The organism is Christiangramia aestuarii, assembly GCF_009735585.1.
GTDB lineage: Bacteria > Bacteroidota > Bacteroidia > Flavobacteriales > Flavobacteriaceae > Christiangramia > Christiangramia aestuarii.
Window position 1 is genome coordinate 1 of sequence record NZ_VJVW01000019.1, and the last position, 3,104, is coordinate 3,104.

Genomic DNA, 3,104 nt, shown 5'->3' on the forward strand with positions numbered 1-3,104 from the left:
CAGGATAAATATTTACCAATGATAATTAAAGCTGCTAAAAATGGCCAACTAGATGAAGATTTAGCAGCTATGTATCATGATCGATATTTAATGCATCGAGGTTTACCACAAATTTATGGTAGCCAATTCTTAATTAAAACATTAAAGGATTCAGTTACAGAAAAAGTAGAAAAGATCTTCGAATTATATAAAATTAAAGACACTTCAAAAGTTGATTCTTTACGAAGAATGGTTGGTATGATTCCTTTGAAAGAATATAAACGTATCAATAATATTCAGGAGAAGAAATAACAGCACACAACAACGGTTCATCGCCAATAAGCGGCACTGTTAGTAAGAAAATAATTAACTTGACCAACAAACCAATACTAAGCCGACAAATCCGCGTCCCTTACTCCGCCAACTGGCGATAACCGAGACCGTTGGCAACAATATTTTCACACAAAAAACTTGCTATTGATTCATTTTTGGTGCAATTTTACATCAAATATAGATATCATGGCTAGACAAAGTATTTCCTTTACAGAACCAAACGACGAGTGGCTGAAATCTCAAATTGAGAGTAAAGAATATTCAAGTAAAAGTGAATTGGTTAATGACCTAATAAGACAAGCTAGAAATCAGCAAATTCAAATTAATTATATTAAAAGTAAATTAGAAAAAGCTGAAAAAAGCGGTTTTACAAATGACAGCAAAGAACAGATTTTAGCAAAATCAAAGTCTTTACTTAATGAGTAAATATAAGTTAAGTAATGTCGCTAAAGAAGATTTAATTCGGATTCATCAATTCGGAGTAAAAAGATTTGGAGAAACTCAAGCAGATAAATATTTCGAAACATTTTTTGAATATTTCGATCTCATTGCCAAGCAACCTTTCACGTTCGAAGCAGTTGATTTTATAAAACCTAGATATAGAAGATGTGTGTGCGGATCTGATAGTATTTATTATCGGATAGAAAACAATATTGTCGAAATTATGACAATAATTGGAAAACAAGATCTAAGTAATATCTAATCAAAATCCAGCAAGAAAATACGGTTGCCAACAACGGTTCATCGCCAATAAGCGGCACCGTTAGTAAGAAAATAATTAACTTGACCAAAAAACCAATACTAAGCCGACAAACCCGCGTCCCTTACTCCGCCAACTGGCGATAACCGAGACCGTTGGGCGTAATTTTCACAAACAGTATTTAAATGATAAAGCATCATAATTTCTTTAAAGTTCATCTACCAAAAAAGGAATATAAAGGTGAAAATGAAAATGAACTGGTTGACATTTTAATGGAAGAAGCTCATTTAGTCTCAGATGGAAAATGGACAAAAGATTATGAGCCAACTAATCCTAAAATCGATAAGTTTGAAATTAGTCTTTATCCGTCTATACTTTATGCGGTAAATAAACTCGGGTTTTCTGAACAAGAGAAATTCCAAAGAATTAACCATTCAATTGATGTTGGCTTTGTTGATTTTTTAGAAAGATTTAATCCTCTTTATAAGTGTACAAGTTTCATAGAATATCACCTATATCATTACAAAGGAGAAAAAAGAGAATTTTATAAACATATTAAATATCAAATTTTAACTATAATCAAGAATCGTAAAAAAGGAAAAAGAAAGAATTTTGATTATGAAAGTTTGGAACAAATTGTACAAGATTGGGTAGATGAAAAAATGAGTAAACAAGAAAACAATTCAACCATCTTTAACGCTAAAAATTTAATCGTAAATCAAAAAAGTAAGATTAAAAATCAATCGATTAAAACAGATGGAAAAGAAAAAGAATCTAATTGGAATAAAACTAATGTCATAATTGCGCTGATTGTTGGTATTGCAACAATAATCAGTATTATTTGGCAAATAATGAACTAGAAAACTCCGCCCAACAACGGCTCATCGCAAATAACGGGTATTGTAAAAAAAGTGTAATTTTAGAAACCATAAAACAAAACAATTAAACCGACAACTTCGCGTCCCTACTCCCGCAACTTGCGATAGCCGAGACCGTTGGCAAAAATTTTAATATGAATAATCCTAAGTGGAAAAGGAAAAAATTAAAATAATAAAATGAGGCCTCTTCTATTTTTATTCGGAGGAATACTGACTGGGATAATAATACATCTAATAAGAGAATTCAGAAGAAAACAAAAACCTGAAAATAAATTGTCTTCAGAATTATCTACGACGGCTTCTAGTCCAATGGAGTCTAAAGAAAATGAAAAGCCAAAAAACCCAATTCTCAGTGGTGACTTTCTTACCGATGATATCCTGGATAAAAAGTTCAAAGAAATAGCTTTCTATAATTTAAGCTTGATTAAAACTAAAAACTCTTCTAAAGAATTAAGTAAGATAAAGTTCAAAAAATTGGAATGCTTGGTGGAATCAATACTTCAATTTGAACCTGTAGATAGAAGTAGAAATGACAAAAGACTATTAATTCAATATTTAAAAAAAGTAAATAGGTCAATTAACACAATTACATATAGAGAATTACTTGAATTAGAAAGAGATTATTTATTCCCCATTCTTGATAAAAAAGATGAATATGGATGGAAATATAAAAATGACTGGTTACTCGGATTAATACTAACGATTTTAGTAGAAATATTAATTTGGGGATTAATTAGTTTGATTCTTTCCGTTTTTATAGAATTCAATTTTTACTTCGTCCCCTTTCTTTCTACATACTATTTAATCAACAGTTTAACTCTTCAAAAAAAGAAGAAGGCTGAAAGAAAAATTTGGTAAAATCGACAATTAAAACTATTTGCCAACAACGGTTCATCGCCAATAAGCGGCAGCGTTAGAATGAAAATAATTAACTTGACCAACAAACCAATACTAAGCCGACAAACCCGCGTCCCCTACTCCGCCAACTGGCGATAACCGAGACCGTTGTAGCGCATTTTTTAAACATGAATTTAATCACAATTGAACATTTAAGAATATTTGATCGGCATGGAGGTAACTACGAATCTTTAGAAAGAGTAGGCACAAATAAAGAGAAAGAATTATTCATAGATAATGACATATTTGAAAAAATAGATGAATTAGTACATAACCAATATTTGATAAAAAATAACTTAGCTTCAAGAAAATTTAGC

At 30.8% G+C, this 3,104-nt stretch carries 6 protein-coding genes; all 6 read left to right on the forward strand.

From position 1 onward, the window contains the following. On the forward strand, positions 1 to 291 hold a 291-nt coding region (locus FLP08_RS15345), incomplete at its 5' end, for a DUF6624 domain-containing protein (RefSeq protein ID WP_341485024.1). A gap of 207 nt (positions 292 to 498) precedes the next feature. Beyond that, positions 499 to 738 (forward strand): ribbon-helix-helix domain-containing protein, encoded by a 240-nt coding sequence (locus tag FLP08_RS15350; protein WP_083645208.1) that lies wholly within the window; start codon positions 499 to 501, stop codon positions 736 to 738. Then, positions 731 to 1,015, forward strand: a complete 285-nt coding sequence (locus FLP08_RS15355) for a type II toxin-antitoxin system RelE/ParE family toxin (protein WP_156278049.1) — start codon at positions 731 to 733, stop codon at positions 1,013 to 1,015. The genes FLP08_RS15350 and FLP08_RS15355 overlap by 8 nt, the downstream gene beginning before the upstream one ends. A gap of 182 nt (positions 1,016 to 1,197) precedes the next feature. Beyond that, entirely contained in the window at positions 1,198 to 1,872 is a 675-nt protein-coding gene (locus FLP08_RS15360; RefSeq protein ID WP_156278051.1) for a hypothetical protein, read from the forward strand. A gap of 195 nt (positions 1,873 to 2,067) precedes the next feature. Next, on the forward strand, positions 2,068 to 2,748 hold the full coding sequence (locus FLP08_RS15365; RefSeq protein WP_156278053.1) for a hypothetical protein: 681 nt from the start codon (positions 2,068 to 2,070) through the stop codon (positions 2,746 to 2,748). 167 nt (positions 2,749 to 2,915) lie between these two features. After that, a partial coding sequence (locus tag FLP08_RS16500) for a hypothetical protein (RefSeq protein ID WP_238388515.1) occupies positions 2,916 to 3,104 on the forward strand: 189 nt, incomplete at its 3' end.

Excerpts from the sequence above, each read along its gene's own strand:
- FLP08_RS15350 (WP_083645208.1), top strand. The coding sequence starts at position 499 with ATGGCTAGACAAAGTATTTCCTTTACAGAACCAAACGACGAGTGGCTG.
- FLP08_RS15355 (WP_156278049.1), top strand. The coding sequence starts at position 731 with ATGAGTAAATATAAGTTAAGTAATGTCGCTAAAGAAGATTTAATTCGG.
- FLP08_RS15360 (WP_156278051.1), top strand. The coding sequence starts at position 1,198 with ATGATAAAGCATCATAATTTCTTTAAAGTTCATCTACCAAAAAAGGAA.
- FLP08_RS15365 (WP_156278053.1), top strand. The coding sequence starts at position 2,068 with ATGAGGCCTCTTCTATTTTTATTCGGAGGAATACTGACTGGGATAATA.